General features: G+C 66.4%; 18 protein-coding genes and 1 pseudogene. 10 read left to right on the forward strand and 9 right to left on the reverse strand.

Annotated features, from left to right (window positions below):
• Positions 1 to 303 precede the first annotated feature (303 nt).
• Positions 304 to 2736 carry a transglycosylase domain-containing protein gene (locus ORI60_RS11385; protein ID WP_266037001.1) on the reverse strand — a complete coding sequence of 811 codons (2433 nt, stop codon included), beginning with the start codon at positions 2734 to 2736 and terminating at the stop codon, positions 304 to 306.
• 703 nt (positions 2737 to 3439) lie between these two features.
• Between ORI60_RS11385 and ORI60_RS11390 the strand changes: the two genes are divergently transcribed.
• Positions 3440 to 3676 (forward strand): hypothetical protein, encoded by a 237-nt coding sequence (locus tag ORI60_RS11390; protein ID WP_266037003.1) that lies wholly within the window; start codon positions 3440 to 3442, stop codon positions 3674 to 3676.
• A 129-nt stretch (positions 3677 to 3805) separates the two neighbouring features.
• Positions 3806 to 4207, forward strand: coding sequence for a hypothetical protein (locus ORI60_RS11395; protein WP_266037005.1), 402 nt, complete (start codon positions 3806 to 3808; stop codon positions 4205 to 4207).
• Here ORI60_RS11395 and ORI60_RS11400 read toward each other — a convergent pair.
• Positions 4156 to 5364: a PP2C family protein-serine/threonine phosphatase gene (locus tag ORI60_RS11400; protein WP_266037007.1), complete on the reverse strand. Its 1209-nt coding sequence runs from the start codon at positions 5362 to 5364 to the stop codon at positions 4156 to 4158. The two genes, ORI60_RS11395 and ORI60_RS11400, sit on opposite strands and share 52 nt — an antisense overlap.
• Positions 5365 to 6750: 1386 nt before the next feature.
• Between ORI60_RS11400 and ORI60_RS11405 the strand changes: the two genes are divergently transcribed.
• Positions 6751 to 7245 (forward strand): hypothetical protein, encoded by a 495-nt coding sequence (locus ORI60_RS11405; RefSeq protein ID WP_266037009.1) that lies wholly within the window; start codon positions 6751 to 6753, stop codon positions 7243 to 7245.
• Positions 7246 to 7358: 113 nt separating this feature from the next.
• Positions 7359 to 7844 carry a hypothetical protein gene (locus tag ORI60_RS11410; RefSeq protein WP_266037011.1) on the forward strand — a complete coding sequence of 162 codons (486 nt, stop codon included), beginning with the start codon at positions 7359 to 7361 and terminating at the stop codon, positions 7842 to 7844.
• Between the two features lie 220 nt (positions 7845 to 8064).
• Here ORI60_RS11410 and ORI60_RS11415 read toward each other — a convergent pair whose 3' ends face one another.
• Positions 8065 to 9390, reverse strand: a complete 1326-nt coding sequence (locus tag ORI60_RS11415) for a hypothetical protein (RefSeq protein ID WP_266037013.1) — start codon at positions 9388 to 9390, stop codon at positions 8065 to 8067.
• Positions 9391 to 10152: 762 nt separating this feature from the next.
• Here ORI60_RS11415 and ORI60_RS11420 point away from each other — a divergent pair.
• The 3 genes from ORI60_RS11420 to ORI60_RS11430 all read left to right on the forward strand — a co-directional run bounded on the left by ORI60_RS11420 (position 10153) and on the right by ORI60_RS11430 (position 11772).
• Positions 10153 to 11001: a hypothetical protein gene (locus ORI60_RS11420; protein ID WP_266037015.1), complete on the forward strand. Its 849-nt coding sequence runs from the start codon at positions 10153 to 10155 to the stop codon at positions 10999 to 11001.
• An 87-nt stretch (positions 11002 to 11088) separates the two neighbouring features.
• Positions 11089 to 11223, forward strand: a complete 135-nt coding sequence (locus tag ORI60_RS11425; protein ID WP_266037017.1) for a hypothetical protein — start codon at positions 11089 to 11091, stop codon at positions 11221 to 11223.
• Between the two features lie 126 nt (positions 11224 to 11349).
• On the forward strand, positions 11350 to 11772 hold the full coding sequence (locus tag ORI60_RS11430; protein WP_266037019.1) for a hypothetical protein: 423 nt from the start codon (positions 11350 to 11352) through the stop codon (positions 11770 to 11772).
• 17 nt (positions 11773 to 11789) lie between these two features.
• Here the strand turns inward: ORI60_RS11430 and ORI60_RS11435 are convergent, their stop codons facing one another.
• From ORI60_RS11435 to ORI60_RS11445, 3 genes are all read right to left on the reverse strand, one after another.
• The gene (locus tag ORI60_RS11435; RefSeq protein ID WP_266037021.1) at positions 11790 to 12614 is read right to left on the reverse strand and encodes a GAF domain-containing protein; all 825 of its coding nucleotides are present in this window, start codon (positions 12612 to 12614) and stop codon (positions 11790 to 11792) included.
• 339 nt (positions 12615 to 12953) lie between these two features.
• Complete coding sequence (locus tag ORI60_RS11440; RefSeq protein ID WP_266037023.1) at positions 12954 to 13820, reverse strand: diacylglycerol/lipid kinase family protein; 867 nt, start codon at positions 13818 to 13820, stop codon at positions 12954 to 12956.
• Between the two features lie 314 nt (positions 13821 to 14134).
• A complete protein-coding gene (locus tag ORI60_RS11445) occupies positions 14135 to 14278 on the reverse strand; it encodes a hypothetical protein (protein WP_266037025.1) in 144 nt (47 codons plus the stop codon).
• A 333-nt stretch (positions 14279 to 14611) separates the two neighbouring features.
• On the opposite strand from ORI60_RS11445, the pseudogene ORI60_RS44745 reads away from it, so the two are divergent.
• Positions 14612 to 14680 (forward strand): annotated as a pseudogene (locus ORI60_RS44745) (hypothetical protein); the annotation flags it as partial.
• Between the two features lie 637 nt (positions 14681 to 15317).
• On the forward strand, positions 15318 to 15638 hold the full coding sequence (locus tag ORI60_RS11455) for a hypothetical protein (RefSeq protein ID WP_266037028.1): 321 nt from the start codon (positions 15318 to 15320) through the stop codon (positions 15636 to 15638).
• Between the two features lie 519 nt (positions 15639 to 16157).
• Here ORI60_RS11455 and ORI60_RS11460 read toward each other — a convergent pair.
• Positions 16158 to 16508 carry a hypothetical protein gene (locus ORI60_RS11460; RefSeq protein WP_266037029.1) on the reverse strand — a complete coding sequence of 117 codons (351 nt, stop codon included), beginning with the start codon at positions 16506 to 16508 and terminating at the stop codon, positions 16158 to 16160.
• Between the two features lie 11 nt (positions 16509 to 16519).
• Positions 16520 to 17422: a hypothetical protein gene (locus ORI60_RS11465; RefSeq protein WP_266037030.1), complete on the reverse strand. Its 903-nt coding sequence runs from the start codon at positions 17420 to 17422 to the stop codon at positions 16520 to 16522.
• A 356-nt stretch (positions 17423 to 17778) separates the two neighbouring features.
• Between ORI60_RS11465 and ORI60_RS11470 the strand changes: the two genes are divergently transcribed.
• A complete protein-coding gene (locus ORI60_RS11470) occupies positions 17779 to 18270 on the forward strand; it encodes an NUDIX hydrolase (protein ID WP_266037032.1) in 492 nt (163 codons plus the stop codon).
• Positions 18271 to 18600: 330 nt separating this feature from the next.
• Here ORI60_RS11470 and ORI60_RS11475 read toward each other — a convergent pair whose 3' ends face one another.
• A complete protein-coding gene (locus ORI60_RS11475) occupies positions 18601 to 18957 on the reverse strand; it encodes a hypothetical protein (protein WP_266037034.1) in 357 nt (118 codons plus the stop codon).
• Between the last annotated feature and the right edge of the window lie 65 nt (positions 18958 to 19022).

Here is a 19022-nt window from a genome sequence, read left to right on the forward strand (position 1 = left end):
GCAACTACATCGCCTGGGTGGTCCTGCTGGGTCCTGGGCGCGGGCCTCACCCACACAGCGCCGGACGAGTGGGCCACCGACATCAACGCGTTGCTCAACACCTCTGCGGAGGTGGCGGCGGCGCTCGGCATCTCGGTTTTCGGTGACCTCCTACCCCCGTCGTGGCGGTTCAGGGTGGTCCTGGGGAGCGGTTTCCGGGGCTTGCGGTGGTCGCGGTGGCGTTGACGGTCACGTCGTTCGTCGCTGCCATCGCGCAACGCCATGACCGAGGTCTGCAACGAGTTCTGGTGACGCCAGGGGGTGTCAGCCGGGGTGCGGGGCGGACGGAATTGCGGGGGCGGGAGGCGGCAGGACCGCGGCAGGGGAGGGCGGCTTCGGTGGAGAAGTCGTCGTGGGAGGCAGGACGGGGCCGCTGCTGACGGAGAGCGTCACCGGTGCGCCTCGCAGGGAGAAGCCCCGCAGTGACTGAGCGACCACGGCGCCTCGGGGCTTCGGTGAGCTGATGGATACGGTCCTCACCTGGTAACCCGCGTCGCGCAGCATCGCCGACGCCTTGCTGATCTCCGAGCCGACGACGTCCGGCACCGTCAGTCCGGGATCGCCGCGGAGGTAGCGTTCCTCCACCTGCGGCAGGGGCTTCTCCGGCAGGTCGGCGTGCACCTTCACCATCGTGTCGAACCAGGTGGCCGCCGGCACGGTGCCGCCGTAGATGTTGCCCTCGGAGCACAGTCGCGGCGGTCCGCCGCCAATGCAGATGCCTTTCGGTGAGGTGCTGTCGTTGAACACCTGGACGGCGGCGGCGTAGTCGGGGGTGGCTCCCAGGTACGCCGCGGACTTGTACTCCTCGGTGGTCCCGGTCTTGCCCATCATCGGGCGCTTCCACCCTGCTTTGCGCGCTGCCTGTGCCGAGCTGCCGATGCCTTTGCTGTCGTCGCCCAGGCCGACGGCGAGTGCGTCGGCCAGCGGTTCCGGGACCGCCTGCTCGCACGGAGGTCGTTTCAGCTCAACGGGTTTGCCGTCCCGATCGAGCACCCGCCGGATCGGGGTGGGTTTGCACCAGGTGCCGCCGCTCATGATCGTGGCAGCGACGTTCGCGAGTTCGAGGGTGCTCGACGGTGCGGGGCCCAGGGTGAAGGAGGCGTTGGCGTTGGCGGCGTAGTACTGCTTTTGAGAAACCCGCAGGTCCTTGGGGCCCTTCGTGGTGGGCGGTACTCCGGCGATGTTCGTGGCCATCGTCTTGCGCATGCCGAGCCGGGACGCCATGTCCACCACGGCATCCATACCGGTCTTCTCCTCCAGCATGACGAACGCCGTGTTGGGTGACGTCGCGAGCGCTTGCCGCAGTGGCATTTGTGGCGGGTAGCGGTCGTTGTGGTTGGACAGGCAGTACCAGTAGGTGTTCGGTTCACCCGTGGCGGGACAGGAGGCGGCTCCGCCCTTGAAGACCTTCGAGGTGTAGGAGTTGGGGGAGGGGATCACCGTGTCGATGCCGATTCCCTTCTGCAGGGCGGCGGCCGCGGTGAAGATCTTGTACACCGAGCCGGTGCCGAACTTGTTCTCCACTCCGCTGGGCAGGTCGAACTGCGTCTGGAACTCCTCCTTCTTGAGGCCGTAGTCGCGGTTGGCCACCAGCGCCACGACCTCGTGGGCGTCCTTTCCCGGACGGACGACGGCCATCGTGTTCGCCACGCCCGGCGTGTTCTTGGGCGCCTGGGCCTCGACCGCCTGCTTCGCGTGCTCGGTGATCTTCGGGTCCAGTGTGGTCTCCACCCGGTAGCCGCCGATCTTCAGCTCCTCCAGGCTGAAACCGGCCTCGGTCAGGTACTCCACCAGGAACGAGCAGAAGAACCCGTACGACGGTCCCGCCCCGACACAACCTGTCCGCAGCGGGCGAACCGGCTCGTGCAGGCCGAGCGGAGCGGCCTTGTGGCGATCCGCCACGTCCCTGCTCAACTTCTCGCCGGCGACCATCGCGTCGATCACGAGGTTCCTGCGCTGCAACGCCTTGTCCGGCCGTGCCTCCGGATCCAGCGCGGTCGGGCTGTTCACCATCCCCGCGAGCATTGCGGCCTGAGGGACGGTCAGCTTGTCCGGTGTCGTGCCGAAGTAGGCCTGCGAGGCGGCGGCGACACCGAAGATCGTCGAACCGAACGGCACGAGATCGAGATAGCGCCCGAGGATCTCGTCCTTGCTCAGCGCCGTCTCGATGCCCACCGCGATGCGCGCCTCCCGCAGCTTGCGAGTGAGGCTTTGCTCCTGAGCGGCGTGTTGCGCGTCCCTGTCAGTACGCGCCAGCACGTGTACCAGGTAGTTCTTGACGTACTGCTGGGTCAGCGTGGACGCTCCCTGTTCCACCGAGCCGCTCGCGTTGTTGCGAGCCGCGGCGCGCAACGTGGCCAGACCGTCGACGCCGTGGTGGTCGTAGAAGCGATGATCCTCGATCGCGAGCAACGCGTCCTTCATGGGCTGGGAGATCTTGTCCGGCGGAGTCCGCACCCGGTACTGGTCGTACAGGTACGCGATCGGTGTCCCATGCTTGTCCGTCACCGTCGTCATCAACGGCGGCTCCGTGGCCAGTATCATCGCCAGAGTGGAATCCACCTGATCGCTGAGCTTGTTGGACAACGCCCCCATCGTCGCCGTGGCCGGAAAGAGCAGCCCGGCGAGCAGCACACCGGCGAGCAGGCAAAGCCCGGCCAGTTTGCCGACACAGGGCACGATCCGCTTGCGATCCACAGATGGACTCCCCTCGGTCAATGCGGCTTCCGCCGGTTACCCGCCGAATCTGCTTTCAGGCGACCTCATCGAATGAAACCGACGCCGGGGATTCGTTACCCAGGGTGCTGAGTGGGGACCTTCTCACTCTCTCGTGTTACCAGATTCGAGTCTGAATTCTCCGCGGGCTGACTGTCGAAAACTGGTGCGAGGAAAACCGCCGCGTGCACAACGGTGCTCGGGCGTGCCGGGAGCAGTCGGCGCGCCTGCGTGTTCTTGTGCTGGTCGGCCACCGCGCGCCCACGTTCGGCTCCTCGCTGCATGAACTCCGCGCACAACGCCATCTCTGCCAACCTGGTCTAGTCGCACAGATCGTCCGCATCGGACGTGGGTCTCAGCCCTGTGTGCGGCCTGTGGCTGAGTCCTCCGGCACGGCGCGACGGGCGTGAGGTCGTCTCGGGCGAAGCATGCGTGCGGACACATTCACCCGATGGCGGGGTGCGAACGAGATGCCTGCTTCTTTGGCCTGGTCATCCGGCGAAACAAAACTAAATGGCGAAAAGAAGGCGCCACTCGAAGGTGTGATCTGAAGTGGGATCGTCACGCCAGAGCGCGATTGACGATTTGGTGACTCATGACCGTTTGGATACGGTCTTGCCGGACTTGAGGAACGTGTGCAACGCCGACACGTTCCTTTCTGAACGATTCAACAGAGGAGATTTTCGTGCTGAAGAAGGCAGGCGCGGCCGTCGCTATCGCGGGCGCTTTTCTCGGTTTCGGTTCCACCGCGATGGCTGACGCCCCCGAGCTGGACATGTCGCACCAGGTCGGCGGTGTCAACCTGGACGACTCCGAGGTGCTCAGCGACCTGAACGCCTGCTTCATCGACGTCAACGTCATCGCGGTGCCGGTGCTGTCGGACAACGACAGCGGCCTGTGCGCCAACCCCGACGACAAGTGACGTGAGGCGGCGCGCGTTGCGACGGCGCCGTCCGCAGACCGGGGAACGGAGTCTGGCAGGGGTGCCTGGCTCCGTTCCTCCTTCGTAGCACGCACGGACCGGCCGAAGGGTTCGCAAGGAGAAATCATCATGCTGAAGAAGGCTTTTGCCGCGGCTGCTGTGGGCGCGGGTTTTCTGATGATGGGCACGCCCGCGTTCGCGGCGCAGGGCGGCGCGATGGACGACGTGACCGACCTCGCCTCGAAGTATGACCACGACCACCAGGTGAGTCTGGTCAACATGGAGAACGCCGAACTGCTCAGTGACACCAACGTCTGCCACGTCGACGTGAACGTCATCGCGGTGCCAGCCTTCTCCGACAACGACGGCGAACGCTGCGTGGGCCTCGACATCGACGGTGAGCACTCCCACGGGGAACCACTCGGAACACTGACCCGCGCCACAGCACGTCACGCCGTCGGCGCACTGACTCCTGATCATCAAGAGCTGTGGCGGATCGCCACCAACGCGATGTCGTCCGTCGCTGGTTGATCGCCGACCATGGTGGCCATGACCTCGATGCACGCCGCCTCCGGGCCCATCGGCAGGACGGCCCGCCGTAGCCGCTCCAGACCAGCGTCGAGGTCCTGCCCCCGGCGTTCCACCAGACCGTCGGTGTACAGGACGATCAGAGAGCCTGGCGGCACGTCGACGTCAGTGCATCGGCGGCCCGTGCTGCCGAGGTTGAACCCGATGGGCGGGCCGACGTGGACGGCGATGAAACCGGACTCGTCTCCTGGAGCCGCGAGCACTGGGGGCAGGTGTCCGGCCACGGCGAGGCGCATGCGGTGGGTCGCCGTATCGATGACGGCGTAGGCGACGGTGGCCATGGTGCCGGTCTCGAAGTAACTGGCCTTCCGATCGAGTTTGCTCAGCACCGCCGCTGGATCGGAGTAGTCCAGCGCGTAGGCGCGCGACGCGCTTCTCAGCCGCCCCATGACGACGGCGGCCTTCAGACCGTTACCGGCGACGTCGCCGATCACCACGCCGATGCGCTCACCGGGCAGTTCGAACACGTCGTACCAGTCGCCGCCGACGCCGCTGTCCGCACCGGCGACGTAGCGGGCCGCGAATTCCCAGCCCTCGGTGCTCGGCAGTCGGCCCGGCAGCAGGCTCTCCTGCAGCAACGCGGCCGCGGCACGTTCAGCACGCGTGCGGTCCACGTAGACCGCTACCGCGAGACGATCGGCGATCAGTTGCAGCGCCTCGATCTCCTCGTCGGTGAACCGGCGTGCCGCGGCACTGCCGACGTGGAGGACCCCGATCAGGTCGCCCTCTCCTATCATCGGCACGCCCAGCAGCACTCGTAGGCCGTGCTCCCACAGCAGCGGGTTGACCACAGTGGACTCGTCGACGCGCTCGAGCTGCAACGGTTCCCGCGACCGGGCCACGCGGCCGGCGAAACCCTTGCCGACCGGCACGCGCACTCCCTGGAAGACCTCCTCTTCCAGGCCCGAGGCAGCCCTCGCCACCAGCTGCGTGCCGCTGCGATCCATCAGCAGGACTGTCACGGTGTCGACCGTGAGCAGCTCACGAGTTCGTTCCAGCAACACTTCCAGGAGCTTGTCCAGATCAAGCTCCCTGAGCGACGCGTCCGTGACGGCGTTGAGGGCCTGCAGACGGATCACCGAGCCCTCGGCCTCAGCCATTCCGCCTCCCTTGACGTTCATCGGTCCATGACACTACGTCGTGCGTCCACCATGTCCCACGACCCTCCGTCTCGGTGATCGTCCGATCTCGAGATGGCCGTGGACTGGCTGTGGTCCCTGCGGTGGATGCCACCCACTCGCGACATCAGCACTCCGTGAAGCGAACGGTGACGAACAACCGAAGCGCCTGGCATGTCGGCTCAGGCGGTTGTCGCTTTCCAGAAAGCCGTCATCCCCGTGTTGGCAGACGGCGATGAGGGGTGTTGGTGCCCGTCATCCGCAGTAGGCGGGTGAGGTGGCCAAGGCGGGGTGACACCGCCTCGCTGAGAGCGGCGGTCCGCCTGCTGAAAGAACTCGGGTGCAACGACGTCATCATCGCTGCACCGCTTGTGTCTCTCATAGGCGCTCTTTCTTTTGGTTCTGTACTGCTTTCTGCGGTTCTTTCCTTCTGTGGGTTCCTTGCCGAGGACGGGATTTTCGCTACTGGCAGTTTCGAGTCGTGGCCGTGAGTCGCGAAATCTGGAGAAACAGTTCGCTGCGATTCCATCGCGATCTTCGAATATTTGTAACGTTTGAATACGTGAATCGCTGACGTGTAACAAGGCAGAGCGTTTGTCCGACGTTCACGGCAGCGAGGCATGTAGTTCACCTGCTCGAACGAGGCAGAGATGCCGAGTCTTGGTTGGAGCTCCGGCGCCGTTGGGTGTGAACCTGCGAGACATCGCCGCATGTCTGGTTTGGTGCCCTCATTGCTTGCTGGGTGCGAATTTAATGTATTTCGACGGGCAATATCATGATCCGTCTTAAATTGTGCACAGGAAGAGTAGATCATGAAGGGTAAATTGAGTCCGTGCAGTATCGGACCACTCCCTGGAAGGCGGAAGCCTGCGGGAATCGGGCTGTGAAGAGTTCTGTTCGCCGCAGCAGCGTCCGACGTGGCGCGATCATCGCGCTGGTTGCTGCCGCCGGGTTGGGACCCGCGGGATTCGTGATGGGCGTGGCGTCCGCCGGGCTGAGTCCGGTCTTGGCGGTGACCGTGTCGATCGAGGGCGCCATCGGCACATGGACAGCCGCACTCACTCAGCCCAGCGCCGCAGCACCGACGACCGGTACCACCGCGCCGGTCCCGGCAGCACCACCCGATTCGGCTCCGGATCAGCCGATCGTCTCCACCACGCCGTCCACGCTCGACACGACACCGTCCACATCGGCCGGTACCACGCCTGCTGACGCGCCATCCGGTTCCAGCGAGCCGGAACCCACGACTCCCTGACCGCCGAGGGTGTCCGCACGCCATCACGCCACCAGGTTCACGACCGGCGCAGCTTTACGCCACCCGACGGCCTTCCGGCCACCAGGTTTCTGTCCCACATGAGGAGACTCGCCATGCATGTCAGCAAGAAAGCCAAGTCCGTTTTCGTCATCGCCTCCGTCGCAACGATCCTCGGCGTCAGCGGCCTGGCAGTTGCCTCCTTCGTCCAGGAGAGCACCGCCGAGGGCGTGTCAGGCTCGGCTGAGGCGATGGTTCCCGCCACCGTGACCGGCGCGCAGACCGGCACGTTGCTGCCCGGCGAAAAGGCCTACGTCACCCTGACCCTGTCCAACCCGAACGCCAACGTGAAGATCAAGCTGATGAGCGTGACCCCGGGCGAGGTCGTGATCGACAGCGTCACCAACCCCGTCGACTCGGCCTACTGCCACGGCCAGATCGAACTGTCGGCCGCCGGCGCGGACCCCCTGCTGCCGACACTGGCCGTGAGCGAGGCCAACTTCCCGTACAAGCTCACCGACGCCGTGAAGCTCAAGGACGACACCGACATCCGCTGCCAGGCCATGACCTACCACACCACCTGGACCGCCCAGTTCCAGGCCGTCCGCTAGGTCCGGGAACACCCCGCTGATCGCCGCCAAGCAGGGGCCATCGACGACAACCACGAGGCTGCCGGCCCCGTGGTTGTCGCACTACCCCCACTAGTCGCAGAAGGGAGAAAACGATGCACAGCAACAGAAAAGGCAAATCGCTACTGCTCATCCACGCCGTCGTTGCCGTCAGCACCTTCGTGATCGCCGCGTTTGTCCAGCACACCACCGCTAGCGGCTCAGCCGGCTCGCCCGAGTCTGTCACCCGCGCAACGGTTCCCGGCACACAGATCGGCGTCCTGCTACCCGGTGAAACCGCGAACGTCACCCTCACCCTGGCAAACCCGCACGCCAACGTGAAAGCCGAACTGCAACCCATCTCCGCCGGGGACGTCGTCATCGACACCGTCGCCGATCCCGCCGACAAGCCCTACTGCCACGACCAGATCGAACTGTCCACCGTCGGAGCGGACCCCCATCTGCCCACCCTCGCGAAGCACGAGACCAACCACCCGTACAAGATGATCGACGCCGTGAAGCTCAAGGCCGACACCGACGTCCGCTGCCAGGGCATGACGTATCACACCACATGGTTCGTCCACCTCAAGGTCATCCACTGACATCCACCGCACCCGGCCCTGCGCAGTCGACCCACTCCCACAAACTACGTCGAAAGCTGCGGCTGCCCTACCAGCCAACGGCGTGTGGTTCCCCCGTCTCAAGTCCGGCGCCACAATGGTTGACCGGACCAAGACACCTCAGCAGCTCTCCTTGTCCACTGAGGACAGCGGCAACATCACCGGTGTTGCCGCTGCCCGTTAGTACCGCTGCTCCTATCGGTCAGCAGGTGCAGGTGCCGCCGTTGTTGGTTCCGGCGATGCCGTTGGCGCCTGCGAGGCCGCTGGCGCCAGAGGAAGTGGTGATGGTGTCGGCCGCGTCGTTGATGGTTCCGGAGTTCCCGAGACCACCGGCACCCGCGGCACCGCCGAGACCGGCAGGACCGCCAGGGCCGCTGCAGCCGGTGCCGCCGTTACCGCCAGTGGCACCGTTACCGCCCTTGCCGCCGGTCGCGGTGATGATGTCGACACCGGTGCCGCCAGTGAGGGTGCCGGAGTTCCCGATCCCACCGGCGCCACCGGCACCGGCCACGCCCCCTGCACCGCCGGGCTGGACGGCTGCCGAGCCGTTGCCGCCCTTGCCGCCGACGCCGCCGTTCCCGCCGAGCCCGCCGTTGGCCTTCAGCGTGTCGACGCCGGCACCGCCGCTGATGGTGCCGGAGTTCCCGATCCCACCGGCACCGCCGGCACCGCCGACGCCCCCGGCGCCGCCGCCGTGGCCGCAGCCAGCGACGCCTCCGGCCGCACCAGTACCACCGGCACCACCGTTGGCGGTCACGTCGTCCAGACCGGGATCACCGACATCGCCGGTGAAGGTTCCAGAGTTCCCGACGCCGCCGGCCGCGCCGGCGCCGCCTATGCCGCCAGCTCCCGCGCCGCCGGCGACGAGGCCGCTGTTGCCGCCCAAGCCACCGAGGCCGCCGTTGCCGCCCTTGCCCGCGGTGAGGGTGACGATGTCGTTGCCGGCCCCACCGGTGATGTTCCCGGCATTGCCGACGCCACCGATTCCGCCGATGCCGCCGTTGCCACCGGCGCCACCCGCGCCACTGGCGAATCCGACGCCGCCCTGGCCGCCGTTGCCGCCATTACCTCCGGCCCCACCGAGGACGATGATGGTGTCCGTGCCCGCGCCGCCGTCGATGACGCCGGTGCTCCCGACACCGGGTCCGCCGACGTTTCCGGCTCCCCCGTTGCCGCCGGCATTCCCCGCGGGAGTGCCCGCGGTGCCGTTGGCTCCAGCGGGGCCGTTGGTGCCCGCGGTACCGGCGACGCCGGTAACCCTGATCGTGTCGTTGCCGGCGAGGCCGTTCACGGTGCCGTTCACGGCACCGCCGGTGATGGTGATGATGTTGTTCCCGCTGGTGCCGTCCAGCACTTGACCAGCCGGGATCCCTGCGGTGCAGGTGAAGTTGGCGCCGCTCTGGGTACAGCCCGGCGGGAGCGCCCACGCCTGCGTGGGAACGAGGAGGACAAATCCCGCCGCGGTGCCCAAGGCGATGAGGGCCCGCCCGGCCCGGCCTGCCGTGCTGATGCGTGCTGTCGATCTCATGATCAACCTTCCACCCGTGAAATTGCCCGAAGCTGATGCCACGGACCTGCGAGGTGGTGTGATGACCGGGGTCTGGGGTCACTGCCCGGTGCCGTAGAAGTGAGGACACCGGATCGACCAACACCCTCGACGTGACCGAGCCTTCGCGCCTTTTTCGGGGATGGCAATGCAAACTGCGGCCTGTCACCCGGACGTGAGACCAGGTTCCCGCCAATGCCAGCAATGTCATGATCGCCCCGTTGCCTTTGGTCGATTTCTCGCGGCCTGACCACCGCATGCTGCAAAACATGATTTTTCAAATTTGTCCGGAGGAGCTCGCGTCGGTGCGAACGGCACGGATGGCTTCCGTTGATCAACACGGAATGTGATCGTCCTCCTCGATCGGCGTTCCGTGGCTTCGCAGGCCCGATCGGCAAAATTGGGTCTGCAGTGGAGGCAGCCATCGGACGGCGCTGATCAGCTAGTCATCTTGCCTGGTCCTGGCTGCATGAGTCTTGAGCGTGGGCACTTTTCGCGCCCAGCCTGATTCGATGGTCTATCACGTCGCCTTGACGTTGACGCCCACATGGCTTCGAATAGTGCACGTAGACTCCCTTAAACACGAATTCACCATCTCGCGACGATGAGCCATTCGGGGCGGCTGGGTTTGCATCCTGTTAGCTGGGGAGTATGGTGTGTGTTGTTGCCCAGGACCCCGGTAGCGCAGAACGATGCGAACCGGGGTTGTTTTGTGCACGATTATGTTTCAGGACAGTAGGCGTCATGCAAAAAGTCCGCACGACCATTCGCGCGATGCTCGGTGCCACCGTGGTGGTAGGGGCCATGGCTGTTACCGCCCCTGCGGCGCAGGCCATCACCATCCCTGTCGCGTGCAGCGAGAGCGCTCTCGTCGCGGCGGTGAACCTGGCCAACTCCACCCCTGCCGCGGACACCCTCGTCCTGGCGGGCGGCTGCACCTACGGCCTGACTGCCGCCCATGGCGGGCCGACCACCGGGCTGCCGGTCATCACCACTCAGATGGAGCTGCTCGGCCCGGCGACCATCACCCGCACGTCGCTGCTGCTGTTCCGCATCTTCGAGGTCAGCGCCACCGGCAACCTCACCCTCAGCACCTCGGTCGCGGTCACCAACGGCAGCGTCGTCGGTAACGGTGGCGGCATTCTCAACCGAGGAGCGGTAACCCTGACCAGCAGCAGTCTGAGCGGCAACCTGGCCACCCTCAACGGCGGCGGCCTGGCCAACGCCGACACCCCCACCGGCACCTCGCCCGCCGCCACGTTCACCAGGAGCCCGGTGACGGACAACGTCGCGCTGCTGGACGGTGGCGGAATCTACAACGGCCTGCGCGGCACACTGACCACGACTGGTGTCACCGGCGGCCTGATGCTCGTCGGCCGCAACACCGGATCACGTGGCGGGGGCATCGCGGCGGTCGACTCGGCCACGACCACCATGACCCAGACCGCCGTGACGACCAACGTCGCCGTGCTCACCGCGGGCGGCGTCTACCGCCAGGGCGGCACCATGACCAACAACAACTCACCGATCAGCGGCAACCTGACGAACAACTGCCTCGGCAGCGTCCCCGCCGTGCCCAGTTGCACCGGATAACCACATCTCGAACAACGCCGTGGGCCGCCCCGAAACGGGCAGGCCCACAGCTATGCGCGGACAATCGTTGTCGCCTGGCCTTGATCCATGCCGGATCTCGAGCACAGACCGACGCGCAGCCTGCCGGGCGGGCTGCGGCTGGAGGTGCTGCTCGACGAGATGTGGACGGCTCGCCGAGATCGGCTCCACCCGGCACAAAGTCGGCGTGCCGACTCCGGCTAGCTCGTGTTGGAAGGCGCTCAGTGCCTCCTGATGCGGCCGCGAAAGGCACTCGGCGCAGGCCCTTCAGACGATGACTCCGCAGCCGAGTTCCATCTCATCGACATGGGCCCGGTCGGCAGCGCTCGCGTGCACTTCGCCCGAGCGCTCGTGCTCGCGGGACGGGGCCAGCACGACAGCCAGGTTGCCAACATCAGCTGTCGGCTCGGCCGCGTGTGCTTGCACCACGGGAGCCTCGACGAGGCGTTGGACTACTTCGCGCTGGGTCAGCTGGCCGCGGCCGGGCCGGGCGACGAGATCGCCGCCAGCATCTTGTCGATGAACTCGGCGTGGACCCATGCCAGGAAAGGCGACGGTGGTCAGGCGCTCGCCGAGCTCGACCGCGGCAGGGACCGGTTCGCGGCCGTCGACCCTGCCGATGTGCCCAGCTGGGCCGGGTTCTTCACCGAGACCGATCTTTCGGTCATGGTCGGTGCCGTCCACACCGATCTGGCCCACACCACGAACCCCGCCACGCCCGAACCGCGATTCCACTTGGCCAGGCCTCGGTGAAATCCACGGTCGGTGTACTAGGACGTGCCTGCCGGTTCGGTGCTGCGGCGCTTCGCGCGCCGCAGGTAGCGCTCCAGCCCGTTGAGTTTCTGATCGGCGATGAACGTCGACGGTTCGTTGATGATGATGTCCTCGGCGTGCCGGATGCATGCCCATGCCGAGTCCCCCCAGGGGTCGGCGACCTTGACCTCCACGGGCTTGTCGCACGGGCCCGACAAGCCGAGCTCGCACACCTGGGGGTGTTCGCCGTCGAGATGGTCGGCCGCGAGGTGCCGCAGCTGGCCCGCCAACTTGGCCGACGCGGTGGAGCGTGGGCCGGGGATCTGGTCCAGGCCGCGTTCCGCGCGCACGGCTTGAATGGCCGCCAGGCGCAGCTCCAACTGGTCGGCGACGATCCCGGCCAGCGCGGTGAGCGTCGCGACCTGGGTGTCGGTGACTTCGCGGGGGTCGCGGTCGATCACGTTGACCGTGCCCAGCCGGTGGCCGTCGCTGGTGGTGATCGGCGCGGCGGCGTAGAAACGCAGACCCAAGTCTCCGCGCACCAGCGGGTGGTCAAGGGTGCGGGGGTCGACCGCGCCGTCGTTCACCACATACACCCCGTCCTGCAAAACGGCCGAGGCGCACAGGCCGGGCTCGGTACCGATCTGGGTGACACCCTCCAGACCGTGACAGGCCGCGAACCACACGCGGTCGACGTCCACGATCGTCACGGTCGCGATCGGTGTGTCGAAGACCTGTGCGGCCACACGGGCGACGCTGTCGAAACTACCGTCGGCGGGCGCGTCCAAGATGTGGTAGCGGCGGACCGCCGACAGACGCTCTGGATCGGTGTGGGTGAGCACGCGAGCAACAGTAACCCAGGATCACCGCAAGCCCGGACTGCGAGAGATCTTGTAACCGTGCCACGTTGACCGCTGGCGACAGTGGACACTTTCACCGGTCGACATCGCGAAGGCCTCGCCACCGAGGCCTAGGTGGTCTGGCAGCCGCTCCGTGCTGTGGTGAACCGTCCGCGGTGTGGACTGCCAGTCGACGCCGGGGGAGTGCGGCATCCTCGGTTCCCACACGCTCACCACGCGCAGGTCGTCACGCTCTCGCAGCAACCGCGCCAGTACCCCCGCGGTCGTCAGGAATGCGACTCGCAGCCAGCGGACGACAGTTTTCGGACCGAGACGCCGAGGTCATGCCGGCACCTTGACGACGAGCGCTCCGGGGTTCACCTCGACCTTCAGTGACCTGGTTGTCCCGCAGACTTCTCCGTCGACCTCGAACGGCTTGGTGCGACTGCTGCGCAACTCCAAGCGCTTGAACCGGAACCGCTCCACCGCCGGCCCGTCCGCCCGGCGGGAACCGATCAGGCGCCCCGCCGTCACCAGCCAACCCCTGGTGTTCACGTCATGCAGCAACGCCAGGTCCAGGAGCCCATCGGTGGGATCTGCGTCCGGCAGGAGGGAAACCCCGCCCTGCAGGGCGCCTATGTTGCCGACGACCGCTCCAAGGACGCGGCGGGTCAGCCAGCTGCCGTCGTCCAACCGGACAGTCACCCGGGTGGCGCCCGACCTCAGACCCTTGAGGACGGCTGGTACGTATGCGGGCCATCCCAGGAGGCGCTTCATCTTGGGCGAGGTGTCGCGGACCATCTCCGCGTCCAGACCGATCCCACCCATGCCGACGAAAGGGCGTCCGTCCAGCAGGCCCATGTCGACGCGGCGGTCCGCCCCGTCGAACGCCGACGTGACGGCGTCCTCCACCTCACTGCCGATTCCCAGGTTCCGGGCCACGAGGTTCCCCGTGCCGATCGGCACGATTCCCATCGCCACCCCGGTGTGCGCCAACCCGGCGGCCACCGCGTTCACCGTGCCGTCTCCACCACACGCCAAAACCAGTCGCGAGTGGTTGCGCAGGGCGAGTGCGGTCACCCCTGTCCCGGCATCGTCACGGGTGGTCTCGAACCACTGCGGCTCGCACCAGCCGCGGTCCCAGGCGGCACGAGATACCAGGTCCCGCAAGCCGGAGTGGTCCACCACGGCGCCCGGATGAACGACCACCGCCACACGATGCCTGTCACGCCAAGGATCCACCCGAACCGCCTTCATGAGATCGACACCGGACCGGATGCCCTGCGACAAGCAAACGCACACGTGGACACGACACGCAAACCGCTGTGGACCCGGCCGGGACGGGGCCACAGTCACGCCCCGTGTCGCGGGCGCGCGTGCGGCATGGGCCCATAGGGCTGTCCGACCGGTCCCCTGCCTCTCGCGCTACCAGGGACGATGACTTGCCGAGCGGCGCAACCTGCAATTCCTGCCGAGTGAGGGGTCACCGAGACCGTCGTGGCGTTGATCGAACGGACGGCGCGTCAGAACACTCTGTCTACCGACGACTCCGTGCGGGGGAGTTCGCCGGCGAAGGCCACGAGCGCGGCGTCGTCCAGGGCGCGGCCGAGGTGCTTGGTCCAGCGGTCCCCGAGCACGATCAGCACATGATCCCGTGCGGCGGCCAAGAACGGCGTTCGTTCTTCCTGCGCCGCAGGCGGTCCGCCGATCCCAGCAGCACCGCGGCTGACTGGGGATGAACCGCGACAGGGCCGTTGAGAAAGATCATGTGTCTGCCGATCCGAGCTGCTGAAGTCAACGGGGCCTCTCTCCAGACCCTCGATGCCTGCTCAACAGTTGTGGGTGCTGGACGACAACGCGTTCAGCATGGCGGTGCACGCCGGTCGAAGCTTGGGTGAGCGGATCGTCCGTCACGTGTTCCGAAACCGCGCCTGGACGGCGGAGGACTTTTTGAGCAGTTCGGTGCGCTGGACGCCCCAGACCGGCGATTCGCGGTCTTCATCGAGGGCATGGTGTCGGCAGACGTGCTGCACGACGAGTCGGCGCAGCGGGCGCTGGTCGACGTGATCAACCCGCACCTCCGCACGATCGGCGCTGAACTGCGCAAGGTGGGCGAGGAGGACGGGTCTGAGTTTCCGAGTAGTGGCGGTGCGTTGGGGCACTGGACGGCCGAAGAACCCGATCTTCGCCTCCTCGGTCAAGCCGGACATCCGCTTCCGGGACGCGATCGACAACGACATAGAGATCGTCAGCAACGCCGACAAGGTCCTCGTATACGACCGGAGGATCGAGCCGGAGGGCTGCGATGGACCGATCTCCAGGCATGGTGGAAGGATAGGCAGGGCCTGGACAGTGACGGAGAGGCGAAAGAGACGCTATACAAGCGATTGATCGCAAGCCTGCCGGCCAACTCGCCGCCCCAACGTCTGCTTTTCCAGCTCTACCACCATGTCCACGGCTTGGTGGTGCCGGAGGTTCCAGCGCTGCTGCCCGAGGTGTGGCTCCATTGGGATCCGCAGACTGCGCGGGCTCGCGGCCAGGACGCACTCCTCAACTTCCGTGTGGACTTCCTGCTACTGCTGCCACAGGGACGCCGGGTTGTGCTAGAAGTCGATGGCGCCCACCACTACCCGACTGACAGGAAGTCGGATCCGGCCGTCTACGCACGCATCGCGCGCGGAGATCGTGACCTCAAGCTGAGTGGTTATGACGTCTTTCGTAATCAAGGTCAAACCCGGCGTATCGCCTGCTTTCGAGCGGGATGCCGGTCTCGCGGCGATCGACGAGAGCCTGTTGCGCCAACAGGTCCCACGCCTTTCGCACGTGTTTGCCGTCTGCGAGTCCCAGCGTCACGCCGAAGATCGCATCCATGTCCCTGCACACGTCCAAACGCGGTCGGGCCTGGATCAGGTTCTTGATGTTCTCGGTGATCGTCAGAACCCATCGCCGCTGGAGGTCCTCCTCGGCGCGGGCGTGTTCTTCTCGGTGATCTGTGGGACAAGTGCTCCCGAGAACAGGTCTTCTTGACCCGTGTCGGCCTCTCGGGCGAGGCGCTTGTTAAGAGTGAGTTGGTGGTTGGTCTCGCGCCAGGTTTTGTTGGCCTTCGCGGGTGCTTCGGCGATGCACCACTTGCCGTGGGGATGGAAGGTGAAGTGGACGAGCCAAGGTCGCTTCGCAGCGTTGCGGGACACCGGCGTGAGTGCGTTGGTTGACCGCTTGGCAGATGCGGCGCGCGTACTCTCCGACTAGCTTGCTCACGGCTTGGCTGCCGGTGGGTGCCTTGAGGTAGACGTCGCGCCACCAGGCTCCGCCGAGAACCATGTCCAGGCGGTCGAGCGTGGTCGAGCGAGACGAAATCCTCCGCCTTGCATACGCTGTGATCTTCCGCGACCTCGAGGACGTCCTTCGCCCAACATCACGCCGCCAGATTGGCTGCCCACGGTCGCATAACGCCGCACAACCTCGTCGCGGGGTGCAGATGCGCACAGCCACGGGAGGCCGGTGGTAGTGCTGGCACCGCGAGCTGTTATGTCGACTGCCAGGCCACTACCGGTGGTCCCATGGTGAAGTGACCGACTCGTCCCAGTCGTCGTCTTCCGCAGGAGTCCGCCTGCGGGGCGGAAGGACCGGTGGCGCGGCCGGTGGGTCCAGCACGTCCGCCGCGTGGGCCAGCGCGGCCTCCGCTTCCGCGCGTTGCTGCGGCGATGTCGACTCCATGGTCGCGGCCGCGTCCGTTACGGCCTGGGTGAACATCTCGCCGTAGGCCAGGCTGTTGCCGGCCTCCCGCAACGTCATCCGCCGGGACAGCACTTCGCGTGCCATCTCCGCAGCCGGGTCGCGCCGCCCACCGCTCGACAGCAGGCGGAGTACCGACTGCAGCGCTCGCTTCTCGTCCACCTGGGGAAAGCTCACAGCGGCGACCCCGGTGACAGCAGCATCGCGGGTGGCCGCAGCTGGCTGATGCGGCGGTAGTCGACGGTCGCGAACCATCCCGAGATGCCCTCGTACATCTTCGAGATCTCGGACTGCTTGCTCGACAGGGACTCGTAGGCCTGCTTGAACTTCTCCGCCCAGTAGTAGAGGAGCCCGAGCAACGCCGCCAGCGCCGCCGGATGCGCGGCCCGGGCCATGGCCGCTCTGGTCAGCGCCCACGCGATGGCCGCGTCCACCATCTCACCGGCCGCGGTGGTGACGAACTTGCTAAAACTGCGCACCGCCCTCACCGCGTCCTGGTAGCGCTTGGCCACCTCCAGGCACACCGGCGCGAAGTCGGTGGCGGCATCGGCAAGCGCCAGCAGGTACTCGCGGGCCTCGTTCGCGGCCCGTCCCTCCCACACCCACTCCGACCCGGCACTCGCCGAGGCGATGTTGCGCCCGATGCCCTCGGCGACCTTCCCGATCTGACCCCACACGATCGCGCAGCGCTGAAACCCCGCCCAGTCACCGGTGAGCCAGGTGAACGCCTCCTGGAACGGATCCTTGCCCACCAGCCACACCGCGGCCTGCCGCGCCGCCGCACTGACGCTGAGCAGGTCGTGCCGCCAGTCATACTCGAACAGCGGTGTGGTGGCGTGCAGCTCCGGATCGGTGAACCAGTCCGAGGGCTCGCTCGGATCGGCGAACGACGGGGCGTCGAGCGATCCGCCGTACCGTCGCGCGAAGTTCGGTAGCGGCCCGTCCAACGCCCTGAACAGCGCGTCGAAACGCTGCTTCTCCTCGTCGTCGAGTTTGGCGAACGCGTCGGCGGTCTGGTCGACAGCCCGAGCCGCCCGGTTGGTCCGGTCAGCCAGTTCCTTGGTCGCTCCGCTCATCAGCCGGTGGATTCGCTCGTGGTGACGGGCCGCCAGCGTGTCAACACAGCTGGGCACGCCGGCCGGAACTTGGCTACCGCTACGACCATGCGCACGGCTCACCGGCACTCGTCCAGCGGCTCATGACATGCGAGTACGTCCACGAGACCAGGTAACTCTCGCCGGACGGCTCGCGGCTGACCGATCATTCGGGACCGCCGTCCGGTTGTCGCTTACCGCTAACAGGACGCTGCTAACGTCGGACCCCGCCACGGCGGTCGACGCGCACAACGAGCCGGAGCCGACTCTGTTCTGAACTCCGGCACCACCCGCGCAGGCTGCCAACCAGTCAGCCGACCGCGAGGAACGCCCGCCGGATGTCCACCACCGTCACCACCCCACGCATCGGCGCTCGGGTGCTGCTGCTCGACGCTCACGACCGCGTGCTGCTCATTCACGCCTGCGATCCGCACGACCGCGGCCACCACTGGTGGGAACTGCCCGGCGGCGGCCTCGACGAGGGTGAGAAGCCGGAGGACGCCGCTCTGCGCGAGGTGGCGGAGGAGACAGGCATCGTCATCCCGTCGCTGGGACACAAGCTGTGGATCCGCGAATCCCGCTTCCACTACAAGGGTCGCGATCACCACCGCGAAGACCACGTGTTCCTCGGCCGCATCACCGACACCGCGCCCAAAGTGGCACTCAAACCCACCGAGAACGAGAAAGCCGGACTGATCGAACGACGCTGGTGGTCAGCAGCCGAACTCCGCCAGTGCACCGACAAACTGCTTCCCGCTCAGCTTCCCGGTCTCCTCGACGAACTCCTCGAAGGCAGGCTGGGCACCACGCCGCTGAAGCTGGTCGACTGACCGCGTTGCCAGCGGATGCGGGGCTGACGCTTCACCGAGGACTTTCCGCATAGTCGGTGGGGCTGTGTCGAGCGTTTGGAGCGCACATTCTAGCCGACGCACCATGTCGGCACGGAGCAACTGGCGGGCCTGATCAGGCGACACCGCAGTGACTTGCACCTAGCCGGCAAGAGAGCCACCGGTCGTCCGGTCGAGTCGTACTTGTAGGTAAGCGTGCCGTCCACTGGGACGGTTCGAGAAGCTGCCGATCCATGACGCGAGAACCTATCGCTGCATTCGTACGTATGTTCGATTAGATCCGTGCGGCGTTCCTGATGTCTGTCCTTCGGGTCACGACCTGAGGGGACTGACGAAACATTGGTCGGGGTCCAGGTCGCAGCTCCGGAGCGCGAGTGCGCCGTCGCGACGTGCGGCGGTCTCGGTGTGAAAGCGGAGCAGGACGAGGTCGAGCTCGGGATCGTTGCCGGTCGTGCCAGCGACTTCGTTGATCTCACGGAGGCGGTTATCGGATAGTGCTCGACGAGTGTTGGCGAGTCCGCGTGGTTTGGCGACGCGTCGTGCCGGATTGTCGCTTTCGGACATGAGGCGGTCTGCGATCGCGTGCGGGTAGAGGCAGCGAGCCGCGACGATGCGGTTCCAGTACGTCTCGTAGACGCGCAGCGTGCTGGCGAGTACGGCCTTGGACATGCTCTCGACTTACTCGCGGATGCTCGGCATCGAGGTCAGTGCCCGTTGGTCGAACCGTTGTTCCG

It is taken from the genome of Lentzea sp. NEAU-D7 (assembly GCF_026242055.1).
GTDB lineage: Bacteria > Actinomycetota > Actinomycetes > Mycobacteriales > Pseudonocardiaceae > Lentzea.